24 protein-coding genes are annotated in these 20,976 nt (G+C 67.0%); 12 read left to right on the forward strand and 12 right to left on the reverse strand.

Going from position 1 to position 20,976, the window contains the following annotated elements; genetic code table 11:
* The gene (ccsB, locus tag BJ987_RS08560; protein WP_209886521.1) at positions 1-966 is read left to right on the forward strand and encodes a c-type cytochrome biogenesis protein CcsB; all 966 of its coding nucleotides are present in this window, start codon (positions 1-3) and stop codon (positions 964-966) included.
* Between the two features lie 61 nt (positions 967-1,027).
* Here ccsB and BJ987_RS08565 read toward each other — a convergent pair whose 3' ends face one another.
* Together BJ987_RS08565 and BJ987_RS08570 are read right to left on the reverse strand one after the other, a co-directional pair.
* Positions 1,028-1,501, reverse strand: coding sequence for an NUDIX domain-containing protein (locus BJ987_RS08565; protein WP_209886524.1), 474 nt, complete (start codon positions 1,499-1,501; stop codon positions 1,028-1,030).
* Complete coding sequence (locus BJ987_RS08570; protein ID WP_209886527.1) at positions 1,485-2,246, reverse strand: hypothetical protein; 762 nt, start codon at positions 2,244-2,246, stop codon at positions 1,485-1,487. The genes BJ987_RS08565 and BJ987_RS08570 overlap by 17 nt, the downstream gene beginning before the upstream one ends.
* Before the next feature lie 297 nt (positions 2,247-2,543).
* On the opposite strand from BJ987_RS08570, the gene BJ987_RS08575 reads away from it, so the two are divergent.
* Positions 2,544-2,774, forward strand: coding sequence for a hypothetical protein (locus BJ987_RS08575; RefSeq protein ID WP_245365871.1), 231 nt, complete (start codon positions 2,544-2,546; stop codon positions 2,772-2,774).
* A gap of 119 nt (positions 2,775-2,893) precedes the next feature.
* Here BJ987_RS08575 and BJ987_RS08580 read toward each other — a convergent pair whose 3' ends face one another.
* Positions 2,894-3,559: a DUF998 domain-containing protein gene (locus tag BJ987_RS08580; RefSeq protein ID WP_209886532.1), complete on the reverse strand. Its 666-nt coding sequence runs from the start codon at positions 3,557-3,559 to the stop codon at positions 2,894-2,896.
* Between the two features lie 204 nt (positions 3,560-3,763).
* Between BJ987_RS08580 and BJ987_RS08585 the strand changes: the two genes are divergently transcribed.
* Entirely contained in the window at positions 3,764-4,468 is a 705-nt protein-coding gene (locus BJ987_RS08585; protein ID WP_209886535.1) for a hypothetical protein, read from the forward strand.
* A gap of 12 nt (positions 4,469-4,480) precedes the next feature.
* Here BJ987_RS08585 and BJ987_RS08590 read toward each other — a convergent pair whose 3' ends face one another.
* Together BJ987_RS08590 and BJ987_RS08595 are read right to left on the reverse strand one after the other, a co-directional pair.
* A complete protein-coding gene (locus BJ987_RS08590) occupies positions 4,481-4,681 on the reverse strand; it encodes a hypothetical protein (RefSeq protein ID WP_209886538.1) in 201 nt (66 codons plus the stop codon).
* 115 nt (positions 4,682-4,796) lie between these two features.
* Complete coding sequence (locus BJ987_RS08595; RefSeq protein ID WP_209886541.1) at positions 4,797-5,006, reverse strand: BldC family transcriptional regulator; 210 nt, start codon at positions 5,004-5,006, stop codon at positions 4,797-4,799.
* A 183-nt stretch (positions 5,007-5,189) separates the two neighbouring features.
* Here BJ987_RS08595 and BJ987_RS08600 point away from each other — a divergent pair, with 183 nt between their 5' ends.
* From BJ987_RS08600 to BJ987_RS08620, 5 genes are all read left to right on the forward strand, one after another.
* A complete protein-coding gene (locus BJ987_RS08600) occupies positions 5,190-5,525 on the forward strand; it encodes a DUF4229 domain-containing protein (protein WP_307869547.1) in 336 nt (111 codons plus the stop codon).
* A complete protein-coding gene (gene cds1 / locus BJ987_RS08605) occupies positions 5,522-6,607 on the forward strand; it encodes an L-cysteine desulfhydrase Cds1 (protein ID WP_209886547.1) in 1,086 nt (361 codons plus the stop codon). Before BJ987_RS08600 ends, cds1 begins: the two co-directional genes overlap by 4 nt.
* A gap of 117 nt (positions 6,608-6,724) precedes the next feature.
* Positions 6,725-6,946 carry a helix-turn-helix domain-containing protein gene (locus BJ987_RS08610; protein ID WP_209886549.1) on the forward strand — a complete coding sequence of 74 codons (222 nt, stop codon included), beginning with the start codon at positions 6,725-6,727 and terminating at the stop codon, positions 6,944-6,946.
* The gene (locus tag BJ987_RS08615) at positions 6,946-7,548 is read left to right on the forward strand and encodes a Clp protease N-terminal domain-containing protein (protein ID WP_209886552.1); all 603 of its coding nucleotides are present in this window, start codon (positions 6,946-6,948) and stop codon (positions 7,546-7,548) included. Before BJ987_RS08610 ends, BJ987_RS08615 begins: the two co-directional genes overlap by 1 nt.
* A 72-nt stretch (positions 7,549-7,620) precedes the next feature.
* The gene (locus tag BJ987_RS08620; RefSeq protein WP_209886555.1) at positions 7,621-8,007 is read left to right on the forward strand and encodes a phage holin family protein; all 387 of its coding nucleotides are present in this window, start codon (positions 7,621-7,623) and stop codon (positions 8,005-8,007) included.
* A gap of 68 nt (positions 8,008-8,075) precedes the next feature.
* On the opposite strand, the gene BJ987_RS08625 is transcribed toward BJ987_RS08620, so the two are convergent.
* On the reverse strand, positions 8,076-8,945 hold the full coding sequence (locus BJ987_RS08625) for a 1,4-dihydroxy-2-naphthoate polyprenyltransferase (RefSeq protein ID WP_209886558.1): 870 nt from the start codon (positions 8,943-8,945) through the stop codon (positions 8,076-8,078).
* Positions 8,946-9,104: 159 nt separating this feature from the next.
* On the opposite strand from BJ987_RS08625, the gene BJ987_RS08630 reads away from it, so the two are divergent.
* The gene (locus tag BJ987_RS08630; protein ID WP_307869548.1) at positions 9,105-12,578 is read left to right on the forward strand and encodes an AfsR/SARP family transcriptional regulator; all 3,474 of its coding nucleotides are present in this window, start codon (positions 9,105-9,107) and stop codon (positions 12,576-12,578) included.
* Between the two features lie 70 nt (positions 12,579-12,648).
* On the opposite strand, the gene BJ987_RS08635 is transcribed toward BJ987_RS08630, so the two are convergent.
* The 5 genes from BJ987_RS08635 to BJ987_RS08655 form a co-directional block, all read right to left on the reverse strand.
* On the reverse strand, positions 12,649-13,485 hold the full coding sequence (locus BJ987_RS08635; protein WP_209886563.1) for an ABC transporter permease: 837 nt from the start codon (positions 13,483-13,485) through the stop codon (positions 12,649-12,651).
* Positions 13,482-14,477 (reverse strand): ATP-binding cassette domain-containing protein, encoded by a 996-nt coding sequence (locus tag BJ987_RS08640; RefSeq protein ID WP_209886566.1) that lies wholly within the window; start codon positions 14,475-14,477, stop codon positions 13,482-13,484. Before BJ987_RS08640 ends, BJ987_RS08635 begins: the two co-directional genes overlap by 4 nt.
* 91 nt (positions 14,478-14,568) lie before the next feature.
* Positions 14,569-15,705, reverse strand: coding sequence for an o-succinylbenzoate--CoA ligase (gene menE, locus BJ987_RS08645; protein WP_209898080.1), 1,137 nt, complete (start codon positions 15,703-15,705; stop codon positions 14,569-14,571).
* Positions 15,706-16,078: 373 nt separating this feature from the next.
* Entirely contained in the window at positions 16,079-16,471 is a 393-nt protein-coding gene (locus BJ987_RS08650; protein ID WP_209886569.1) for a VOC family protein, read from the reverse strand.
* Positions 16,472-16,484: 13 nt separating this feature from the next.
* Positions 16,485-17,378: a 1,4-dihydroxy-2-naphthoyl-CoA synthase gene (locus BJ987_RS08655; protein WP_209886572.1), complete on the reverse strand. Its 894-nt coding sequence runs from the start codon at positions 17,376-17,378 to the stop codon at positions 16,485-16,487.
* Positions 17,379-17,533: 155 nt separating this feature from the next.
* Here BJ987_RS08655 and BJ987_RS08660 point away from each other — a divergent pair, with 155 nt between their 5' ends.
* The 3 genes from BJ987_RS08660 to menD all read left to right on the forward strand — a co-directional run bounded on the left by BJ987_RS08660 (position 17,534) and on the right by menD (position 20,602).
* Positions 17,534-18,154, forward strand: coding sequence for a PaaI family thioesterase (locus BJ987_RS08660; protein WP_209898082.1), 621 nt, complete (start codon positions 17,534-17,536; stop codon positions 18,152-18,154).
* A 143-nt stretch (positions 18,155-18,297) separates the two neighbouring features.
* The gene (locus BJ987_RS08665; RefSeq protein ID WP_209886575.1) at positions 18,298-18,744 is read left to right on the forward strand and encodes a DUF6918 family protein; all 447 of its coding nucleotides are present in this window, start codon (positions 18,298-18,300) and stop codon (positions 18,742-18,744) included.
* A gap of 202 nt (positions 18,745-18,946) precedes the next feature.
* Positions 18,947-20,602 carry a 2-succinyl-5-enolpyruvyl-6-hydroxy-3-cyclohexene-1-carboxylic-acid synthase gene (gene menD / locus BJ987_RS08670; RefSeq protein ID WP_209886577.1) on the forward strand — a complete coding sequence of 552 codons (1,656 nt, stop codon included), beginning with the start codon at positions 18,947-18,949 and terminating at the stop codon, positions 20,600-20,602.
* Here menD and BJ987_RS08675 read toward each other — a convergent pair.
* A complete protein-coding gene (locus tag BJ987_RS08675; RefSeq protein WP_245365872.1) occupies positions 20,599-20,865 on the reverse strand; it encodes an Rv3202a family protein in 267 nt (88 codons plus the stop codon). The two genes, menD and BJ987_RS08675, sit on opposite strands and share 4 nt — an antisense overlap.
* Between the last annotated feature and the right edge of the window lie 111 nt (positions 20,866-20,976).

A 20,976-nucleotide genomic window follows, 5' to 3' on the forward strand; every position in this document is an offset into this window, starting at 1 on the left:
ATGCCGATCGACGAGACGCTCGCCGGGTACAGCAACCTCGCCTTCAAATCGGCGTGGGTCGTCTATGTGCTCGTGCTCGCGCTACTGATCGTGCAGTACTCGGCGGCGCAGAAGAACCTGTCCGAACGTGAACTGGTCGCCGCCGGCGGCGGTCCGATCGCCCCCGACACCCCGGGTCGTATCGAAGCGGCCCCGAAACGTCCTTGGCCGGAACGCTTCGGCAACATGGCGTTCTCGGTGCTCATGGTCGGCATCGTCCTGCACATCGCGGCAATCTTCCTGCGCGGCTTCGCCACTCACCGTTTCCCGCTCGGCAACATGTACGAGTTCGTCGTCATGGCCACCGCTGCCGCCATGGTGGTCGGCGTCGCTTTCCTGAACGAGCGCAAGTTCCGTTCGATGTGGGTTTTCCTACTGGCCCCGGTGCTGGTCCTGATGTTCGTCGCGGGCCAGGTCCTCTACGCCGAAGCCGCTCCCGTCGTCCCCGCGCTGCAATCGTTCTGGCTCCCCATCCACGTCACCGTGGTCAGTATCGGCAGCGGCATCTTCTTGCTGTCCGGCGTAGCCAGCCTGCTGTTCCTCTACCGGCTGCGCCAGCCCGCAGGCGAGGAATCCAACACCCTCGCCGGCCTCATCGCCCGCCGCCTCCCCGACGCCCGCACCCTGGACCGCCTCGCCTACAAAACCACCATCATCGGCTTCCCCCTCTTCGGCGCCGGCGTCATCCTCGGCGCCATCTGGGCCGAAGCCGCCTGGGGCCGCTTCTGGGGCTGGGACCCCAAAGAAACCTGCTCCTTCATAGCCTGGGTCCTCTACGCCGCCTACCTCCACGCCCGCGCCACCTCCGGCTGGCGCGACACCAAAGCGGCGTGGATCAACGTCGCGGGGTTTGTGGCGATGCTGTTCAACTTGTTCATCATCAACATGGTGATCAGCGGGTTGCACAGCTACGCGGGGCTTAACTAGCTCGGGTTACCTGCGGATTCTTGCCCCTCAGGCACGTTGGAACCGTGCTGACTGCATCCTGTCAGCCCAGGTAGGGCTGGGCGCGTGCTTCGGCGTGGTGGCTGAGCCGAAGACGCACAGTGTCGTGCACCGGTAGTTCTTCTAGTTCTGCCGGTTGGATAAAGCGAACCTCTGTGGATTCCGAGCTGACCTCGATGCGACCACCGCACACGCGTCCGTAGAACGTGATGTTGAATTGCTGGCGGATTTCTCCGTCTGCGTATTCGATGATGTGCTCGGGGTCGGTGTAGATGCCGAGCAGGCCGGTTATCTCGATGTCGAGGCCAGTCTCTTCTTTGGTCTCTCGGATAACACATTGTTCGAGGGTTTCGCCGATGTCCATAACTCCGCCAGGAAACGACCAGTTGCCCGAGTCGCTGCGGCGCTGCATGAGGATAGCGCCCCGATTGTCGGTGACGAGGGCTGAGCCACCAGGCACGAGGCTGTTCGCCCTGGGCGCGTTTGGATCTCGGTAATAGTCACGCCGTTTGGCCATGGACTGTCCCTAGCTCGTATGGGGCAACGCTGCCCCAAATCTGTTCTACCTGATCGGTGAAAGAGGAAAAGATGCCATGTGGTGAAAGCTGCCGCAGGTGCAACGCCGTATGTTGATAGCCGCGAGCGCGGATCAGGTAGGGAGTGACGATCATCTGATCGTCGAATCGGAACACGGAGTTGTAGAGGTGCACTGTGTGCAGTCCGATTCGGCATCCCGAAGTATTGCCGAGTTGGCCTAGCATGCTCAGCGCGTTACGGATTCGGCCGGGAAGTGTGCCGTTCATCTGTTCCAACGTGTCTCGCTCGATGACGTGGGGGCACTCTGGGTCCGCGAAAGCTAGCCGAACCTGGGCACCGTTCCGGCATTTCTGAGCAAGGATCTCTGCTGCGTCCGGCAGCAACTCGAAGACGAACGGGTACGCGTATCCGATGATGTCTATCTGTTCGTTTGCGCCGAGCATGAGCGATACCCACAGGTCGTTAGGGATATCGGCGCGGTGAGCGTAAGCGTTCACAACCTCTGCCGTCGCTGGAGACCCAGCTCCCAGGTCAGGACGGACCTGCGGCCATAGCGTCGCTTCGGATTCGTTCAGGATGCGTGCTACGTCGAGTCTCGTCCGCCGGTGGGGTACCCGCCCGGCCAGCCATCGGTTGACGGTCTTCACGTCTACGCCGACAGCTGCGGCAAGCATTCCTGAGTCCAGTTGTGCTCTCAGCATTGCCGATTCGAGGCGCTGGCTCATACCGGAACCATAGTGGACGAAAATGGGACGCTTCGGCCGTTTGAAAGTGTCCGCCCGAACGTCCTCAGCGCAGTTCAGGCGTCCAGAACGTGAACGTAGCGTCAGTTTCAAGCGCGGGGTACCAGCCAGTAGTCGACTTGCTGCCGCTAAGCAATTGGACGGGATGGTGGAGAGGTGAAAGGACGACCGACCGCGATCGGGTACCTACGGCGGGATGTTTCCGGAGTCTCCCAGACCTGGGACGAAATCCAAATCCGCAGTCGTGCAAGGCGACTCGGCTACAATCTGGCGAAAATCGTGGTGTTCGGTTCCGGGACTGATTCCGCGTTGAGCCGTTTGATCGGCGTCGTCCGGCAGTCCACCGCCGAAGCTGTCTTCGTTCCAAGCGCGGCACATTTCGAGGGCACCGAGATTTCTGCCGAGCTAGTTCGCGTGTGCGACGTGATCACGGTGTCGCCGGAAGCGACCTACGCGCGGACATTGGCCGCCGGAATCTTCCCTGACCCTGCACGACGGCGCGACACCTGACCACTTTTCAGCAACGCTGTAATCAGCGGCTCGCACGCAAGGGTAGATCTTGTTGTCGAGCAGCCTGAGCTTCGTGGTGCCAGCGTGCACGGACGGCAAGGGCCGGTCGGTCGTTTCGATCAGCGCTCCTGGCGGGCGAACAAGGGCAAGGCCATGACCGCCGACGCCCACAGCCAGATGAGGGAGCCGCCGGTCAGCATCCAGCGGAAGTCGGTGGCTGCGAAGGTGATTGCGGACAGGGTGAGGTGGAGGGTGGGGATGGTGATGCTGGTGGCGAACCAGCCGGTGCGACCCTGCTGGTGGAAGCGGCGGGCGAATACGACGCAGGCGGCTAGGAGGGCTATGCCTGCTACCACCGGGGCGATGGAGTGCAGGATTCCGTGCCAGGTGATTGATTCGGGGGCGGCGTCGGGGGTGCCGACGGGGTAGCCGAAGCCTGGGTCTGTGACGAAGACGCCGCCGGCGATCAGGGCTACGCCGTAGGTGCCGAGGAGGCGGGGGCCCCAGGTGCTGCCTATTCCGGTGGGCATGGTCCGGGCGAGGCCGATTGCGCCAGCCAGGGCCAGTAGGCCGCTGAGGACGAAGTTGGTGATCTGGATCCAGCCGAGTTCGCTGAGGCTGAGCATGCTGAGCGGGTGTTTTACTGGATCGAAGCCGACTCGGGTGGCTTCCTGGATCAGTACGGTGCCGACGAACAGAGGGCCGGCGATCGCGCCGCAGGTCAGCAGGGCTCGGGTGTTGACGGTGTGCTGCCGCGATGCGGCGGCGGCGTAGGAGGAGGTCATGGGGTCTCCTGGCGGAATGTTCTCGGGAGCGGCGGTCCGAGGGTTTGCTCGGTATCTGCGTAGACGGCGCAGCACGCTGGAATTCACCGCTTCACAAAAGGATTGAAGCAAGATCAGCTGATCAGTGCTCTTGACAAACGCGCCCCACGCAAAGGCTCCCGCATCCTGACCAGGAGCGGGGCGAATTATGGCACGATCGCGGGCGTGAGCGGGGTGGATCATCGCGTGGAGTCGTTGCTGTGGCCGTCCGAATGGAGGCGGGACGAGAAGCGCGAGCGGGACTATCGAGCCAGGAGCAGCGACGGTGTTCAGGTCGTGTGGGTCGACTACGACGGCGTGGGTGAGCAGGGCTTATTGGTGTCGGCAAAGCAACCAGGCAAAGGGGAGGCCATCCTCTTCACGGTCCTCGGCGGTCTGCTCACCGCGGCGGTAATCGCCGGCGTCGCACTCATCGTCGTGTACCGCGAGTGGACGACGATCGGCGGCGTGCTGTGCCTCGGTCTGTTCGCGATCCCGATGCTGCTCCTCGGCATCCACAACTGGCGCAACGCCGACAGTAAGCATCGTCCCGGCCTGCGGCTCACGCCGACCCGCGTGGTCTACGGCGCTGCCGACGGCAATCACATCACGATGGGTTGGGAGGATATCGCGCGAATCCGGCCGTTCGTGAATGTGGTCGGCAAGCGCCGATGGTGGAATGCGTTCAGCCTGGAGGTGCACGACCCGGAGGCGGTGCTGAGTCGTTTCGCTCCGCGAAATCGACGTCTGCACCGCAGGATTCACGGCACGGCTGTAGTCACGCTCAACGACAACCAGGTGGCGGTGCATCCGTTGCTGGCGTACCACCTGGTGCGCTACTACTACGAAAACCCGGCTGACCGCCCGGACATCACACAGGCTCGCGTGTGACGCCGGACGATCTCAGCGTTCCGAGGACGATCCGTCTCCGTCGCGCCGCTCCTTGGACAGCCGCCACAGGAAATCGGGATCGTCGTCCGGCCCCAGAACCCGCTTCGGCTGGGCCGCTCGCGGGGCTGGTTCGCCTATCCGTTCCGGACCGAAAGCTTTCCAGCACAGCACCGCGATTGCTACGACTGCGATGAGTGCCAACAGGTACGTCACGTGGCTCACCTCCTGGTTAGAAGGTTAGCCGCGCGCGTGCCGGATGCCCACCGCAGACACGAAATTGTTGGGTAAGACCGGGCGCGGGCATTGACAGGCCCGCGCCTCCAGCGCGTCAGCGGACGGACGCCTCGGTGGTGAGCGAACGCAGTAGCTGCAGTACTTCGGACTCACGGAACCGGCGATGTCCGCCGGGGGTGCGCAGGGACCCGAGGCGCCCGGCGTGGGCCCAGCGGGTGACGGTCTTGGGATCGACGTGGAACATGGCAGCAACTTGTCCCGGTGTCAGCAGGGTGTCCTGGCCGCCGACGGTGATCGCACTCATAGCAAACCTCTCCGTTCTCGACAGTTCCCTCATCAGATGGCGCCATCGTTGCACCCCAACCCCTAGGTACGCGAACCACCTACGTTTGGTAAAGGCGAAGTAATGGACAAATGGGATAGGCGCCCGACCTCGGCGATGGGTAGGGACCGAGGGCGGGCAACAGCTTCGCATACGCTGGCAGACGTGAGCGACGCAACTCAGCCAGATCGGGCATCCGCCCAGCAAACCCCGAACAAGCGGCTGGTCCGCAATCTCGCGCTGTACACCCTGGCCAGGCTGGTACTGGTCGCGGTCATCACGGCCGTGATCGTGCTGGTGGCGAAGCTGGTGAAGGTCGAGATCCCGATTGTGGTGGCGGCGCTGTTCGCGCTGATCATCGCGATGCCGCTGTCGCTGACCTTGTTCAAGAAACTGCGCACCCGGGTCAACGAGGACATCGCGCAGGTGGACGCCAAGCGGCGTGCGGACAAGGCGCAGCTGCGTGCCCGCCTGCGGGGTGAGACGGAGGACGGCAAGTGAAGTTCTGCGATCAGAGCGCGCCCCGCGACTGGGTCGACAACGCGGTCCGCCTGATCGACGCCGATACCCAGCGCAGCGCGGACACGCATCTGCTGCGCTATCCGCTGCCCGCCGAGTGGGGCATCCAGCTGTACTTGAAGGACGAATCCACCCACATCACAGGCAGTTTGAAGCATCGCCTGGCGCGTTCGCTGTTCCTCTACGCGATCTGCAACGGCTGGGTTACCGAGGGCACCACCGTGGTCGAGGCGTCCTCGGGTTCGACCGCCGTCAGCGAGGCGTATTTCGCGAAACTGCTCGGCCTGGATTTCGTCGCGGTGATGCCCGCGAGTACTTCGCCGCAGAAGATCGCGCTGATCGAAGCACAAGGGGGCCGTTGCCATTTCGTGCAGCGCCCGCCGGACATGTACACCGAGGCGGCGCGGCTGGCACGCGAATCCGGCGGCCACTACATGGATCAGTTCACCCACGCGGAACGCGCCACCGACTGGCGCGGCAACAACAACATCGCCGAATCCATCTTTCAGCAAATGGAATTGGAACCCTGCCCGGTGCCGGAGTGGATCGTGGTCGGCGCGGGCACCGGCGGCACCAGCGCCACCATCGGCCGCTACATCCGCTATCGCCGCCACGCCACCAAACTGGCCGTGGTGGATCCGGAGAACTCCGCCTTCTACGGCGGCTACGAAACCGCCGACGCGGGCTATCAGACCGGAATGCCCTCGCGCATCGAGGGAATCGGCCGCCCGCGGGTCGAGCCGTCGTTCATCGGACAGGTCATCGATCGGATGATCCACGTGCCGGACGCCGCCTCCATCGCGGCCGCACGACATGCCAGTGTCGCGCTCGGGCGGCGCGTCGGCGGGTCCACCGGTACCAACCTGTGGGGCGTGTGGGCGCTGATCGGCGAGATGCTGGCGGCGGGACGCTCGGGCAGCGTCGTCACGCTGCTCTGTGATGGCGGAGATCGCTACTCGGGCACGTATTTCGACGATTCCTGGGTCGCCGCGCAGGGCATGAGCCTGGCCGAGCCCACCGCGATCCTGGAGAAGTTCCACGCCTCCGGCGTCTGGACCGGCTAGGCCCGATCACTGCCGAACGCCCCCGTGCCGCTCGCACGGGGGCGTTCGTGTTTTCCGTGGGCGAACATGCGTCAATTTTTGTTGACACGAGGCGAAGCGTCAACCAAAATTGACGGCATGACAGAAGCAACCAACCTGGCGGCCGCCGCCGGCAGTCCCGACCCCAGGGTCGGTCTGCGCGCGGTGCTCGCACTGCGTCGGCTGCTCGAACGTCTGGAAGCGATTCAGGTCGCCAATGCCCGGGAACAGGGCTGGTCCTGGCAATCCATCGCCGAAGCGCTCGAGGTCAGCAAGCAGGCGGTCCATCAGAAGTACAACCGGAGAGGCAGGAACCGCTGATGTTCGAACGGTTCAGCAAGGCGGCGCGGACGGCCGTGGTCGTCGCGCAGGAGGACGCGCGAGAATTGCGCTCCGACAACATCGACGTCGAGCATGTGCTGCTGGGCTTGCTCGCGCAGGGCGAGCCCGAACTGAAAGCGCTGCTGGCGGAGGCTGGTCTCACCCACGAGGGTGTGCTGGACACCCTCGCGCCAGGTGCCGACGCGCCCACCGGGGCGCAGGGGGAACCGCTGGGCGCGGAAGACGCGGAGGCGCTGCGCTCGATCGGTATCGACCTCGACGCGGTGCGGGAAAGTCTGGAAGCCACCTTCGGCGCGGACGCGCTGGACCGCGCCGTGCCGGTGGAGGAGAAGCGCGGCCGGTTCGGCTTCGGGGGTCCGAAGGTGTTCGGGCACATCCCTTTCACCCGGGATGCGAAGAAGATCCTGGAGCTGTCGCTGCGGGAAACGACGGCGCGCAAGGATGACAGCATCCAGTCCGGGCACATCCTGCTCGCGATCCTGCGCGCCCCGAACGCGACCACCGCCCGGCTGCTCGGCGGCAAGGACACCATCGAGGGTTTGCGCCCGAAGGTGCATGCCCTGCTCGATCGCGCGGCCTGAGGCGGGCCGAAACGGGACTGGTCACCGTGTTTTGCGCGCGCCCCGTGCGCGCATCCGGCCTAGCATGGCCCCATGCAGCTTCTGATTCGGTTGATCATCAACGCAGTGGCCATCTGGCTGGCCGCCGCCTGGGTCGACAAGATCGACATCGTCTATCCGGCGGACCAGGGCAATGGCGGGAAGATCATCACGGTGCTTGTCATCGCGGCGGTGTTCACTCTGGTGAACGCCCTGGTCAAACCCCTGGTCAAAATGCTTTCGCTGCCGCTGGTGGTGCTGACGCTCGGTCTGTTCCTGCTGATCGTCAACGCCCTGATGCTGTTCCTGACCTCCTGGATCACCGACGCGTTCTCCGACTACGGCCTGCACATCGGCAGTTTCTGGGCGGCGATCCTCGGTGGCGTCATCATCTGGCTGGTCAACTGGGTGCTGGGAATCCTGGTCCCCGACAACGACTGAGAGCCTGTCCCCAGACTCGGCACACCCCCTGTAGTCCGCCACGGGGGGTGTGTTGCGTGTCGATGGTTTTACGCGAAGGCGAGCGCCAGTGCGGTGAGCGCGGACCAGGCGAGCAGGGCCAAGCCGGAATCACGCAGCGCGGGAATGAGTTCCAAGCCTTTTCCGCCGCCTCGAACCGGCGCGTTTGCACGGATCGCGAGCGGAATCGCGAGCAGTCCGACCAGCGCGAACGGAGTCGCCGCGACCAGCGCCAGGGTCGCGGCGAACGGGATCACCAGCAGCACCGAATGCAGTGTGCGGGTGCGGGGATCACCGAGTTTCACCGCCAGGGTGGTCTTCCCCGACTCGGTATCGGTCGGAATATCGCGCAGATTGTTCGCGACGAGCACCGCGCTGGAGAACGAACCCACCGCCACCGCGAGCACAACGCCTACCCAATCGATTTTCTCGGCCTGCACGAACTCGGTGCCGAGCACCGCGATCAGCCCGAAGAACACGAACACCGCGATCTCACCGAATCCGCTGTAGCCGTAGGGCTTGCTGCCGCCGGTGTAGAACCAGGCTCCGGCCAGGCAGGCCACGCCGACCAGCAGCAGCCACCACGCGGTCGTCGCCGCCAGCACCAGGCCGAGCACCGCGCCGACCGTGAGACTGAGGATCGCCGCGTTCTTCACCGCGGCGGGCGTGGCCAGTTTCGAGCCGACCAGCCGCAGCGGCCCGACACGCTCGTCATCGGTGCCGCGGATACCGTCGGAATAGTCATTGGCGAAATTCACACCGACGATCAACGCCAGCGAAACCAGCAGCGCGAGAACGGCTTTCCACCACACGAAACCGCCTACCGCGGCGGCCGCGCCGGTGCCGGCCAGCACCGGTGCGATCGCGTTCGGCAGAGTGCGGGGACGCGCGCCCTCGATCCATTGCGCTGCAGTAGCCATGCGCCGAGCCTAATGGGCGCGACCGCCGCGGGCCTCCCGGGCGTGCGGCACACCACAGGCGCCGCACGCCGGAAAATCAGGAAGACCCAGCGCCTGCCGCTCGCCTAGGATTGCCGAGGAATGTTGCCGGAACACAGCGGCCCGAATGGGCACAGTCGAGTGACGAAGCCCGCAGGCGAATCGGTCGTGGTGGCCCTGCTGGGCGAGATCGCGCTACGCCGCGACGGCACGCTCACCGCGGTGCCGGGCGCGCGATCCCGGCTGCTGCTGGCCGCCCTCGCCCTGCGCCCCGGCCGGGCCCGCAGCGCCGCGGCCCTGATCGACGACGTCTGGGGCGAACAGCCACCGCGCGCCCCGATGAACGCGCTGCACACCCAGGTTTCGCGGCTGCGCGCGGCGCTGCCCGAAGGAGCGCTGGAAATCGGTCCGGCCGGCTACCGGCTGATTCTGCGGCCCGATCAGGTCGACCTGACGCTGGCGGCCGAATTGCTGCGGGACGCACGCCGCCGCCAGGACAGCGGTGATGCCGCCGGCTGTGTTCAGGCGGTCGCGCAGGCCCGCCGCCTGTGGCGGGGCGAACCGAGCGCCGATCTGCCACCCGGTCAGGTAGCCGACGAACTGTCCACCGCAGCCGCGGCCCGGCTCCGCGAGCTGGACGCACTCGAACTGTCCGCCCGCCGGTCCGGTGGCGATCTCGACGGCGCGCTGCGCATCGCCCGTCGTCTGGCGGCCGAGCAACCGCTGGACGAACCCGCCCAGCTGACGCTCATGCGCCTGCTGGCCTCGACCGGCCGGGGGAACGAAGCACTGGAATCCTTCGCCGCCTTCCGCACCCGACTCGGTGATCACCTGGGTGCGGACCCCGGCCGGGAGCTGATCGAGTTGAACACCGCGATCCTGCGCGGGGAACCGCTGAACCTCACCGGCAGCGGCGATCCGGTCGGTGCCGAGAACCGCACGGCCGCGGATACCGGGGCGTCATCGGCCAATGGTCCGGCAGGCCGGCCCGCTCACCCCGACGACCGCACCGTTCAGGCAGAGCCTCAAACCGGCACTGCGACCGGAACCCTCATGGCGACCGGTCTGCGAGCCGCGCCCAACGCCCTGCTCGGTCGCGACGACGATCTGTCCGCACTCGGACGGCTGTTGCCGGAGTCCAGGGTGGTCACCGTGCTGGGTCCGGGCGGCACCGGCAAGACCCGATTCGCCAACGAGGTGGGAGTGCGTGCGGCACAGCATCTTCCGGTCGTGCTGGTGGAGCTGGCCTCTGTGCGTGCCGACGGCACCGAGGCGGGGACCCGCGCGGAGCTGGAGGGCGCGATCGCCGCCGCGCTCGGGCTCAGCGAATTGCCGCTGGACGCCACGGGATTGCGCAAGCAGTATGTCGCCGACGCGCATCAGCGGCTGCGTGAGGCCGCGGCTGCCCGGCAGCTGTCGAGCGGTGAACTGGACGAGTTGGCGGCCCTGCGCGGCCACTTCGTGCCCGAGGCGCGACAGCGGCTGCGCGAGGCACTGGCGGCCCGCCCGATGCTGCTCATCCTCGACAACTGTGAGCATCTCATCGAGACGGTGGCGGTGATCGTCGCGGATCTGATCGGCGCCTGCCCGCGGCTCACGGTGCTCACGACCAGCCGTTCCCCGTTGATGATCACCGCCGAAACGGTGTATCCGCTGCCGCCGCTGGCGATCGACGCGGCGGGCTCGCCGGCCACCGATCTGTTCATGGCGCGGGCGCGGGCTGTCCGCCCCTCGGTGCGGCTGGATCCGGAGGTGGTCGCGCAGCTGTGCCGTACCCTCGACGGGCTGCCGCTGGCCATCGAACTGGCCGCCGCGCGGGTGCGCACGATGAGCGTCGAGGAGATCAGCGCACGGCTGACGGATCGGTTCGCGTTGCTGCGCAGCGGTGATCGCAGTTCGCCCGAACGGCACCGCACCTTGCACGCGGTGATCGATTGGAGCTGGAACCTCCTGGAGGCCGAACAGCAACTGGCGCTGCGCCGATTATGCCGTTTCCCAGCGGGTTTCACACTCTCCGCCGCGGCGGGCGTGGCCGGGGACATCGACGACGTGGCCACCGCGGTGGACGGTTTGGTCAATCAGTCCCTGCTGACCGTGCTCGAGGACGAACGGCTCGGCACCCGCTACCGCATGCTGGAGACGGTGCGCGAATACGGTGAGGAACAGCTCGCGCGTGCGGGCGAATCCGATCAGGTCATGGCTCGAATGGTGCTGTGGGCGCGGCACTTCGCCATTACGGCGGTCGGTACCCGGGACGACACGGATCAAGTGTGGCTGGCGCTGGCGGTGGCCGCCGAAGTCGACAATCTGCTGGCGGTGCTGCGGTATTCGCTCGAGCGCCGCGACGCGGTGACCGTGTACACGGTGTTCCCCGTACTGGGTTCGCTCTGGGTGATTCGCGGTTCACACGTCGAGGTGACGGGCTGGGCGCCGCGTTTGCTCGCGCTCGATCCCGCCGGTGCACCGGATGAGCCGTCCCCCGAACTGCAGATAGCCTGCTACCTGCTGATGTTCCTGCATCTCGCCTATCTCGGCGATGACCTGCGCGGTTTGGCCCGGCTCCGAATCCGGGTGCGACGCTTGCTGCTTCGCGACGATCTCAGCGCACACGTGCGGTTCCTGGGCCGGGTCATGGTGGCCCGGGCGGACGGTAAGGGCGGCGGCAGACTGCTCGCGGCCGGGGTCCGCTCGCCGGATCGGGCGACCCGCGCCAGTGCGCTGATGCTGCGCGCCAATATCCGGGAGAACATGGGCGACGTGCGCGGCTCGACCGTGGACGCGATCCGCGCGCTGCGGGTGATTCCGCCCACCGAGGTATGGACGGTGGCCATGGTGTGCCGTCACCTCGGCGGCGTCTGTGGCCAGATCGCCCGCTACGACGAGGCAGTCACCTATTACGAGCGCTGCCTAGCCTTGCTCCGGCAACTGGGCACGTCGGAGGAGAGCATCGAAACCCGCGCCCACCTCGCGGCGGCCTTGGTTGGGACCGGTCAATTGGATCGGGCCAGGCACCAGATCGATCTCGCGCTCGGTCCGGACACCGCGGCGATCGACGGAATGACCAGCACGCCGAACCATCTGGCGGGCACGGTCGCCGGGGCCGCCGCCGAACTCGCGCTGGCCGAGGGCGACATCGCGGGCGGACTGCGCAGGCACTGGCGCGTGCTCGAGCTCTACGGCTGGCCGGACCCCAGCCTCGGCCCGGGGCCGGGCAGCATCATGGTCGGCGCCATGGCCCTGGACGCGCACGTCCTCTACGGCGCGGTCGCGGACACCGGCCGGCTGCCGGACCAGTTGGCCGACAACGCCCTGGCCATTCTCAGCCAACTCCACGACCTGCCCCAACTCGGCTGCGCGGCCTGCGCGATCGGCTCCTACCTGGTGGTCGGCGGCAAAGCCCCGGCTCGCGGGCTGGAGTTGCTGGCCCTGGCATCGAGAGTCCGTGCGCGCCAGGATTATCCGACTATGCGGATCGACCGTCATCTGGATGCCGCTCGCGCGCAGGTGGGCGCGGACCGAGTGGGTGCGGCCCTGAACCGGGCCACACATCTTTCCCGTAAACACGCCGCGGCCCGAATTATGGAACTACTGCGGAAGATTCAGGACGGACGCTGACTGTGCCGTGAAAACTCGTGCACCCCAGCCATAGCCGGGGTGCACGAGAATTTTCACGGTGTTCGGCGGGCTATGCCCGGCGCATGTACGCCCGCACGGTAATCGGCGCGACGATCACGATCACCGCCAGCGAGCCGAGCAGCGACCAGGCCAGATTGGGCCCGTAGTGATTGGCGTTCATCAGTTCCTGTGCGGCCTTGACCATGTAGTAGACCGGGTTGACCTTGTTGATGCCCTGCAACCAGCCGGGCATCGACTCGACCGGGGCGAAGGCGCCGGAGACGAAGGTCAACGGGAACATGATGATCATCGAAATGCCTTGCACGGCTGAGGCGCTCTTGCCGGTGACACCGACCAGCGCCCAGATCCAGCTGATCGCGAACGAGCACACGATCACCATCAGGCACGCGGCCAGGACGCCGACGAAGCCGCCCCCGGGGCGGTAGCCCAGGATCAGGCCCATGATCACGGTGAGCGTGGTCGCGATCAGATAGCGGACCATGTCCGCGATCAACGCGCCGGCCAGTGCCGAGATGCGGGCGATCGGCAGCGATTTGAAGCGATCGAAGACACCCTTGTCCATGTCCTCCCGCAGCTGGGTGCCGGTGACGATGGAGGTCAGCACCACGGTCTGCACGAGGATGCCGGGAATGAACAGGGGCAGGTAGTTGTCCACCGAACCGAACATCGCGCCGCCGAAGATGAAGGCGAACAGGGCCGTGAACAGGATCGGTTGAACTGTCACGTCGAACAGTTGCTCGGGATTGTGCTTGATCTTCAGCAGACCGCGGTAGGCCATGGTCAACGAGTGCCGCGCCGTCTGGCGCAGGCTGACACGGTTGCTGACGTCCGGGATCTCGGCGCGGGTGCGGCCGGAATCGGCTGGGGCGGTGAGAATTGCGGTCATGCCGCGCTCCGTTCGGTCTCGGTGGAAGGGTTTTCCTCGGCGGGGTGGCCGGTGATGGTGAGGAAGACCTCGTCCAGGCTGGGCTTGGAGACGTTGATCTCGTCGACTCCGATCTCCCACTCGCGCAAGCGAATCAGGAGATCGGTGGTCATGTCGGCGGTGCGCAGCGGCGCGGTGAGCCGACCGGCCTCCGGGGTGATCTGCGCTTCGGCGCCGAGGAAGTCGCTGACGATGCGGCGCGCTTCCTCGAGCTGATCCCGGTTCACCAGGGTCAGGTGCAGCGAGGAACCGCCGACCGAGGCCTTGAGCTCGTCGGCGGTGCCGTCGGCGATCACCTTGCCGCGGTCGATGACGGCGATCCGGTCCGCCAGCTGGTCCGCCTCGTCCAGATACTGCGTGGTGAGCAACACCGTCGCGCCCTCGCGAACCAGTCGGCGGATGGTCTCCCACATCTGGGCGCGGGTGCGCGGATCGAGTCCGGTGGTCGGCTCGTCCAGGAACAGCAGCGGCGGCGTCGAGATCAGGCTGGCGGCCAGATCGAGCCGGCGCCGCATGCCACCGGAGAAGTGTTCCAGCGGTTTGTCCGCGGCTTCGGCCAGGTCGAACTCCGCGAGCAACTCGGTGGTCTTGCGCCGGGCATCGGTTCGGCTGAGGCCGAGCAGCCGGGAGAAGATCATCAGGTTCTCGGTGGCGGTCAGCTTCTCGTCCACCGAGGCGTACTGCCCGGTGACGCCGATGAGCGAGCGCACGGCGGTCGGCTGCTCGACGACGTCGCGGCCGAAGATGCGGGCGTTACCGCCGTCCGGCCGCAACAGTGTGGCCAGCATCCGGATGGTGGTGGTCTTGCCGGCCCCGTTCGGTCCCAGCACGCCGTATACCGAACCCTGCGGTACGGCCAGGCTCACGCCGTCCACGGCGCGCTGGTCCCCGAACACCTTGACCAGCTCGTTCGCCTCTACGGCGAGCGCTGAAGTGGGTGCGAATGAAGTCATGCGGACTACATTGAGCGCCCGTTCTTGCACGGCCCTTGCGTGCCGCTCACGTCAGCTCTTGCAGATGACTACGGTGGGACGCGCCGAGTGACTAGCTCGGCGTGTGCTGGCTGAGCAGCAGTTCGCGGACCGCCGCGCGGTTGGGCTTGCCGGGGCCGTGTAGCGGGAGTTCGTCCAGGATCGCGAGTTCGCGAGGCGCGGCGATGGTGTCGAGCTCCCGGACGACGTGGTCGCGGAGTTCGTCGAGGGTGGGATTCGCGCCCTTGGCGGGGACGACGGCCACCGCGACGCGCTGACCGAGTCGTTCGTCGGGCAGGCCCAGCACCACGCATTCGCTGATCGACGGGTGGGTGCCGAGCACGGCCTCGACTACCTGCGGAATCACCAGAAGCCCGCCGGTCATGATGGCTTCGTCGAGCCGGCCGCTGATGGAGAGGACGCCGTTCTCGTAGGTGCCCGCGTCCTCGGTGCGGAACCAGCCGGGTTCGGCGAAGGCGGGATGGTCGGGCTGGTTGCGGTATCCGACGGCGATCAGGGTGCCGCCGAGGACGACCCGCCCGTCCTCGATGCGAACCTTGGTGCCGTCCAGCGGAACGCCGTCGTAGACGCACCCGCCACAGGTTTCGCTCATGCCGTAGGTGCGGACCACGTTGATGCCCTCGGCTTTAGCGCGTTCGTATACATGCGGGGGAGTGGCCGCGCCGCCGACCAGGACGCCGTCGAGTTCGGCGAGGGCCGCGGCGGCGACGGGGGCATCGAGGGCCTTGATGAGCTGGGTCGGGACCAGCGCGGTGTAGCGGCGCGGTCCGCGCATTCCGGAGATGGCTCCCGCCAGCGCTTCCGGGAGGAAGCCGCCCGAGACGTCGAGCACCGTCGGCTCGGTACCGGCCTGAATGCTGCGCAGCAGCACCTGGATTCCGGCGATGTGATGGGTCGGCAACGCCAGCAGCCAGCTGCCCGGCCCGCCCAGTCGTTCGTGGGTGGCGGCGCCGCTGGCGCGCAGGGCGGCCGCGCTGAGCATGGCGCCCTTCGGTACACCGGTGGTGCCGGAGGTGGTCACCACCAGCGCGACTTCCTCGTCGATCGGCTCGCCCGGTCCGAGCGCGTCGGACAGCCGCCGCGCTTCCCGGCGGTCGCTGGTGGGGATCGGCAGCCACGCGGGGCCGTTGCCCTCCAACGCTTCCCGCAGATGCGGCAGAACATCGCCGACGCCGGACCCGGTGGGCATGGGCAGCGTGCGCAGGGTCCTACTCACGACTCCGCCTCGCCTGCCATTGATCCAGCCGTGCCCAGAGGCAAGGAGCCCATGGTTCGATCGCTGCGCCCTCTCACAGTAGGGATCGTGTCATGCCCGCGCCGCCGCACGCGGAACGGGTCGGTTTGCAAAGGGGTCCAGCTACGCCAGGCATGGGTGTCTGCGATTCACTCGTCGGACGGGGTACGCATCGGGGTACCCGGACATCGGCGGTCGGATACCTCGGTATTCGATTCGCGGCAGCCGCGAGCCACGCTGTTGGACTCGGGAAGGACGCCGCGTATGAGCGTTATCGTCCTCGCCGGGACCTGGGTTGGCAACTCGTCGCCTGCCGCGAGCTTGTTGATCAGCCTTCTGAGCTGCGGGTATCCCGGCGGATCGGATGGTCCGGCGGAATTTCGACCAGCACGACGGGTACACCGTCGGGATCGCGCACCCACATCTCGATCAGGCCCCACGGCTCCCGCACCGGCGCCCGATCGATGGGGATTCCCCGCAGCGACAGTTCCGCCGCCGCGTCCGAAGCCGAGCGCACCTGCAACCAGATGGCCCCCTCGAAAGCGGTGGAGGAACCCGATCCGCCGTGCGCCGCCACCTCGACCAGCGACTGCCCAGCGAAGAAGACGGTGCCGCCGGGATACTCCCGCGCGATCGCGAGGCCGAGCCCGTCGCGATAGAACGCGAGCGTGGCCGGATAGTCGGCCGGGCGCAAGATGATTCGGCTGCTCAGGATCTCCATTGCGGCTCCCGGATCAGAAGTACCAGGGGTACGGGGTCCAGTCGGGTGCGCGCTTCTCCAGGAAGGAGTCGCGGCCCTCCACGGCCTCGTCGGTCATGTACGCCATCCGGGTGGCCTCGCCGGCGAAGAGCTGCTGGCCGACCAGCCCGTCGTCGAGCAGGTTGAACGCGTATTTCAGCATGCGCTGGGCCTGCGGGGATTTGCCGTTGATGTCGGCGGTCCACTCCAGCGCGACGTTTTCCAGTTCGGCATGGTCGATGACCTTGTTCACCGCACCCATCTGGTGCATTTCCTCGGCGGTGTACGGGCGGCCGAGGAAGAAGATCTCGCGCGCGAATTTCTGTCCGACCATCTTGGCCAGGTAGGCGCTGCCGTAGCCGCCGTCGAAGCTGCCCACGTCGGCGTCGGTCTGTTTGAAGCGGGCGTGCTCGCGGCTGGCCAGGGTGAGATCGCAGACCACGTGCAGGCTGTGCCCGCCGCCCGCGGCCCAGCCGTTGACCAGCGCGATGACGACCTTGGGCATGAACCGGATCAGCCGCTGGACCTCAAGGATGTGCAGCCGGCCCGCGCGCGCCTGGTCGACGGTGTCGGCGGTCTCGCCGCTGGCGTACTGGTAGCCGTTGCGGCCGCGGATGCGCTGGTCGCCGCCCGAGCAGAACGCCCAGCCGCCGTCCTTGGGGCTGGGGCCGTTGCCGGTGAGCAGGACCGCTCCGACGTCCGGTGTCATCCGTGCGTGGTCGAGGGCCCGATAGAGCTCGTCGACGGTGTGCGGGCGGAACGCGTTGCGCACCTCGGGCCGATCGAACGCGATGCGGACGGTGCCCTGGTCGATATGCCGGTGGTAGGTGATGTCGGTCAGGTTCTCGAAACCAGGAACGGGCCGCCACAACTTCGGATTGAACGTCACGCCAGAGATTATCGTCGTGCCCGATGGACTGGCCAGTGGCCGGTCAGCCGGGCTCAGGACTTGACGGTGTAAAAAGAGGCGTTACCGTGCAAGTTATGAACGAGCGAGTGGAACCTGTTTCAGAGAACGGTGCGCGGCCGCGAATCGACCGCAGCATGGTCGACGAGAGCAGGTACGAGAAGCACGGCGGCTTCCCCAAGGTGTCCCGCGCGCGGATCGGTGACAATTTCGGGCCCTTCGTCGAGGCCATGCGGACGCTGCAGGATCTCGCCGTGTGCGTCGACGCCTCCGACGAGGTGTTCGGCGCCGCCCTCGCCAAGGCGAACGAACTCGTCGACCTGCTCGAACCGCACCGCGCGCCCGAACTCCAGGGGCCGGCGGGGCGTGCCGTGGAACTTCCCGGCCGGGGCAACCTGTTGCTCTTGCCTTGGCGCACAGTCGAAGCGGGACCCGGTGGGATCACCATGGCCGGGGAGTTCCGCCGATATCACCTGGGCGGCAACGGCGCCGCGCACGGCGGTGTCCTGCCCCTGCTGTTCGACGACCTGCTCGGCATGATCGTGCACTACGCCGGGCGGCCGATCAGCCGTACCGCATATCTACATGTGAACTACCGCAAGATCACTCCGTTGGAGACGCCGCTGACGGTGCGCGGCCGGGTCGATCGGATCGAGGGGCGCAAGACTTTCATCACCGCCGAATTGGTCGATGAGCAGGGCGAAACCCTCGCGGATTGTGAAGGACTCATGGTTCAACTACTGCCCTGGCAGCCCTGAATCCGGGTCAGTTTGTTTGCGCCACAGCGAACTCGGGTAAAGCCGACTCGCCCACTTGCCGGGTCAGCACCACATGCCCGACGCCGGTGGTGCGTATAGTGGCCAGCGCTCGTACATCGACATCGATCCGGAGGAACCTGAAAGTGGTTGCAGCACTGTCTGAATCCCTGCTCAACGACGCCAATCGTACGGCTTTCCTTGCCGATGCCAAGGAGGTTCTGGACGCCGAGGTGTCGGACAAGGGTGGTGCCTCGGGCCTCGCCGTGAAGGGTGGCTACGCGGCGGTCAAGAAGGTCAGCCCGACCATTGTGCCGGATGCGCTGGAGTCGTTGGCCCCCAAGCTGATTGCGCAGCTGGAGCCGTTCTGGCAGGAATACGCCGCCAGCGGCTCGGGCAAGTTCGCCGACGTGCTCGTGGCGAAGTCCGACGAGGTCGCCGAAGCGCTGCTGGCCGTCACCGACGCCCGCGCCGAAGCCTCGACCCGTCCGGCCCTGCAGAAGGTCTACTCCTCGCTGCGCTCTTCGGCCAAGAAGAACGTCATCGAGGCTCTGCCCCGGCTCGGCGATCTGGTCCAGCGCCACGCCGCGTAATTTCCCGGCGCTCCGGCGCCGGGGGATCGCGGCCCAACGATGTCTCGCATCCGAGCAGCCGAGCCGTGCGCTACGGCGCCTGCGCTTTCGGCTACTCGGATGTGCGACGGGGCCGCGGACGCTGCTCGTAAGACCCTGCCGCAGGTGGAATTGTGAGCAGGGTGACGACGACTATCGGCTTACTGTCTGAGAGGCTGGAGGCGTGAACCCGTCTACAGCACAGGCGCAGGTAGTCGTCGACGAACTTGTGCGCGGAGGCGTGCGGGATGTCGTGTTGTGTCCCGGCTCCCGGAACGCTCCGCTGGCTTTCGCGCTGCAGGCCGCCGACGCGGCCGGGCGGCTGCGGCTGCACATGCGCATCGACGAACGCACCGCGGGCTTCCTCGCCATCGGACTGGCGGTGGCCAGCGGCTGCCCGGTGCCGGTGGTGATGACCTCGGGGACCGCGGTCGCCAATCTCGGCCCGGCCGTGCTGGAGGCGAACTACGCACGCGTGCCACTGATCGTGCTCAGTGCCAACCGGCCCTACGAAATGCTCGGCACCGGCGCGAATCAGACCGTGGAACAGCTGGGTCTGTTCGGCAGCCAGGTGCGCGCGACGATCAGCCTCGGTCTGGCCGAACACGGCATCGACAACGGCAACGGCGCCTACAGCCAGCAGAACAGTGTGTGGCGCTCGGCGGTGTGCCGGGTGCTGGCCGCGGCGCGGGGCACCCGCTCGGGCAACGCGGGCCCGGTGCATTTCGACATTCCGCTGCGCGAACCGCTGGTGCCCGATTCGGATGCGGTGGGCGGACTTCCGGTGCCCGGTGAAGTCGCCCCGCTCGGCCGGGAGTCGGGACGGCCGTGGACCGCGACCCAGTACGCCACCCTCGACGTGCCGCTGGATATCGACCTGACGCCCGACACCGTCGTGATCTCCGGCCACGGCGCGGGCCTGCGCCCGGAACTGGCCGGCCTGCCCACCGTCGCCGAACCCACCGCACCGCTGCACGGGCCCGCGTTGCATCCGCTGGCGTTGTCGCTGCTCCAGCCCCGGCAGGCGATCATCACCGGCCGGCCCACCCTGCATCGCCAGGTGTCACGCGTCCTGGCGGATCCGGAGGTCACCGTCTTCGCGCTGACCACCGGCCCGCGCTGGCCCGATGTCTCCGGCAATGTCGTGGGCACCGGAACGCGTGCGGTGATAACGGGGTCGCCGCGGGCCGAATGGCTCGCACGCTGCCGCGAGTTCGACGCCAAGGCCAGTCAGGTGGTGCGCGACGAACTCGCCCGGCATCCGAAGCCGACGGGCCTGCACGTGGCGGCCGTGGTGATGGACGCACTGCGCGAAGGCGATCAGCTCCTGCTGGGCGCGTCCAACCCGGTGCGCGACGCGGCGCTCGTCTCGTATCCGCGGCCGGGCATCAAGGTGCTGTCCAACCGGGGTGTGGCGGGCATCGACGGCACCGTGTCCTCAGCGGTCGGCGCGGCGCTGGCGCACCGGGGGCGCACTATCGCGCTGATCGGCGACCTCACCTTCCTGCACGACGCGTCCGGCCTGCTGATCGGCCGGGGCGAGCCGCGCCCGGCAGATCTCACCATCGTCGTCGCCAACGATGACGGCGGCGGCATCTTCGAACTCCTCGAACAAGGTGATCCGCAATACGCGGGCGTGTTCGAGCGCGTCTTCGGCACACCGCACGGCATGGATCTGGCGGCCCTGTGCGCCGCCTACCGAATCCCGCACCGTCAGGTCGACCCGGACCGGCTGGCCGCGGAACTCACCGAGCACGCGCACGGACTGCGCGTGCTGGAAGTCGCCACGGAACGATCCAGCCTGCGGGAACTGCACGCGACGGTGCGGGCGAAGATCTAGATCTCTTCGGTGTACGCCGGGCCGCCGTCATCTACCCCGGCGTCCGGATCGTCGCGGTCCTCGTCGTCGAGCGGTACCGAGATCGACTGCTCGACCACGTCGGCCTCGTTCGCCGTGAACGCGTCGCGGTCGACCCGGTCGGCCACCTCGCGATCGAAACTCTCCGATTCGGTGCCCGGGTCGGGATAGGCCGGTACCGACTGCTCCGCGAGGTCGGCCTCGGGTACCTCGTCGAAGGTGCGGGTCGTGCTGCGATCGATCATCGTGCGCTCCTCTCCGCGACTGTGTGCTGACCGGATACCCAGTTACGGGAAGGTCAACAGCCCTCACTCGACAAGTTCGAGAATGCTCCGGACGAGCACATCCGGCAACCG

The sequence above is a fragment of the Nocardia goodfellowii genome, from assembly GCF_017875645.1.
Classification (GTDB): domain Bacteria; phylum Actinomycetota; class Actinomycetes; order Mycobacteriales; family Mycobacteriaceae; genus Nocardia; species Nocardia goodfellowii.